Origin of the sequence: Lachnoclostridium sp. An169 (genome assembly GCF_002160525.1) — a bacterium.
Taxonomy (GTDB): Bacteria; Bacillota; Clostridia; order Lachnospirales; family Lachnospiraceae; genus Mediterraneibacter; species Mediterraneibacter cottocaccae.
Genome location: NZ_NFKT01000070.1, coordinates 1 through 2547, shown reverse-complemented (window position 1 = coordinate 2547; position 2547 = coordinate 1). Strand labels below are relative to the sequence as shown.

General features: G+C 45.3%; 2 protein-coding genes. One reads left to right on the top strand and one right to left on the bottom strand.

Annotated elements, in window-relative coordinates; all coding sequences use genetic code 11:
* Positions 1–31: 31 nt before the first annotated feature.
* Positions 32–1594 carry an IS21 family transposase gene (istA, locus tag B5F07_RS22110; protein WP_140398081.1) on the bottom strand — a complete coding sequence of 521 codons (1563 nt, stop codon included), beginning with the start codon at positions 1592–1594 and terminating at the stop codon, positions 32–34.
* Between the two features lie 153 nt (positions 1595–1747).
* Between istA and B5F07_RS22105 the strand changes: the two genes are divergently transcribed.
* The coding region (locus B5F07_RS22105; protein WP_140398080.1) for an IS66 family transposase at positions 1748–2547 on the top strand (800 nt) is incomplete at its 3' end.

Genomic DNA, 2547 nt, shown 5'->3' with positions numbered 1-2547 from the left:
AATCAGGATTAACAGGTAAAAATGACCCACCTTAGCAGCTAACATAGCAATCGCTAAGGCGGGTCAAAAGATGATAAAAAAGTGGGGCGATTTTGCTTGACAATCTACAACCGGCGCTTCCGATCTCTTCAGCGACAGCGGCAATTGAATTCTTAATAAAAGAGTACGAGATATGATTCGTATCAATTGCCAGTTTGCAGCAGTCCTCCAGGGCAAGCTTGCTATACTTCTTTGTATAGTTGAGGATACCGATACACAGGCGATATGTCTGAACCTCATGCTCACGGCTTCGCAGTATGTGTTCTATGACTTTGACCGTATTCGGGCCTACTGTCATTGCTTTCCTGGTAAAGTAAGTAGCATTCCACTCTGACATCTGTTTATAGCTTTCAGGCAAATGCGCTGGGTCTGTCAGCCATTCTCCCCTGCGGGAAGCCCTTCGCCAACTGACGATAAGCTCCCCTTTCATGGAATAGATGTTGACTGTTGTCGCAGAAGCAGCGATCATAACGCTCTTATGCAGATATGCTTTATCTACACTGTAATAAGCGTTATCAAAGCGTACATGGAAATCAGCAGATACCTTTGCAGTCCGCCTCTCCATGTATTCGTAAGGAACAGCCGGAAGAGGAAGCAGTTCCTGCCGCTCCTCCATCCACTGGTCATATCTGCTATAGTTTTTCTTTTTGAAGTTTTCATGGTTCAAAGCATCCAGTTTTGACCAGAGATCCCTGTTGAACTGTTCCAGTGAGAAGTAACGGTTTTCTTCTAAATCGTGAAAGAACCCCTTCTCAAGGATGCCTGCAGCATTTTCAACGCTGCTTTTCCATTTAGGTTTGCGTACCTTGGCGGGTAATATAACGGTATGGTTATGATCAGCCCATGCTGCATAATCCTTATTCAGGTCAGGATCGATCCAATCTTTGTTGGCAGTAACGGCCTGTTTGCAGTTATCGCATACGACAATGGTCGGAACACCGCCAAAATAGTCCAGTGCATGGTTGTTGACCTCAATCCACTGGGGTTCACAGGTGGAGACCATCCCTTCTGCATAGATATACTGCGAATAGGGCAGAACTGCTACAAACACAACAATGGTCGTGATCTCGCCAGTAAGTTTGTCGATCAGCTCAAAAGTTTTGCCTGCAAAGTCAACTTCCATCTTCTGAGCGATCACCGCCTGGATATGCAGTGTCTCGTAGTTCTCGTTGCACCAGCGGGCATACAGTTCGCAAAACTGTCGGTATTGATAAGGTTTGACCTCTCTGGCTGTACAATCCTTTTGGTAACGGCTCCACAGATAGACGAGTGTCATGTTTTTACGCTCATTCATCTGTCTAAAGATTGCGGCGAAATCAGGCTGTTCGTAGCCGGCATTTCGTCTGTTGGTACCTGGCTCATGGCCGTATACCAGTTCGTAGATCGCATAGTTCGTGATCCCTTCTGGAAGCGGATACGACAGCTTTTCGCACCTTTCAAAAGCGCGGATGAAGTCGTTGATTCCAGACTTACTTGCACTGAACTCTTCAGCCAGTTCCTTGTAGCTCAGGCCCAGTGCATACCGTTTGATAATGATGCTCTTGTAATCTAACATAAGGCATCCTCCTTAAATGATTCGTACCATTTTTCAATGGCCTCAATCATTATAAGGTATCTGCAGATTTCAATAGATATAGGTTAAGTCCGCTCGCTCCGCATCGCGTCCGTTTTGCTCCGCAAAACTGTCTGTTGAAGCCCGCTGATTGCAATGGCAGTTAAATATACGGAAGAACAATTAAATACAGTTGATAAGTCGCTTCTTATCCATCTGCTTTTACAGCAGCAGGAACAACTGGAGGCCTTAACAAAGGAACTTCATGCATCGAATGAAAAAATGCAGCTTCTAATGGAACAGGTAATCCTTGGGAAACAGAACCGGTTTGGCAGATCTTCTGAAAAGATGGATGATACCAGTCAGATCAGTTTCCGTGAAGTGGATGGGACTATCGTATTCTTTAACGAAGCCGAAGCTGTATGCGATCTTAGTGCATCTGAACCGGAAAATCTGGAACTCAAATCGTCAAAACAGCCAAAACGCAAAGGAAAGAAAGAAGCGGACCTTTCCGGGCTTGCAGTTAAACGGATTGACCATTATCTCTCTGACACGGAATTGGAAGCAGAATTCGGCATCAATGGCTGGAAACAGCTACCGGATGCCATTTCCAAAAAATATCATTTCGTACCTGCAAAGGTGGAAGTGGAAGAACATCACGTTGGTGTATATGCCAGCAAAACAGATGAACATATGGTCAAGGCAGACCATCCGAAGGCCTTGCTGCACGGAAGTCTGGTATCCCCATCTCTGGCAGCTGCAATCATCAACGGAAAATATGTGAATGCGGTGCCTCTGTACCGGTTAGAACAGGAATTCCAGCGTTATGGCCTTCAGATCACAAGGCAGACCATAGCAAACTGGTGCATCCGTCTCGGCGAGGAATATTTATCGGTTCTTTATGATTATCTTCATAAAGAATTGTATTCTTATCATGTGATCCAGGCAGATGAAAC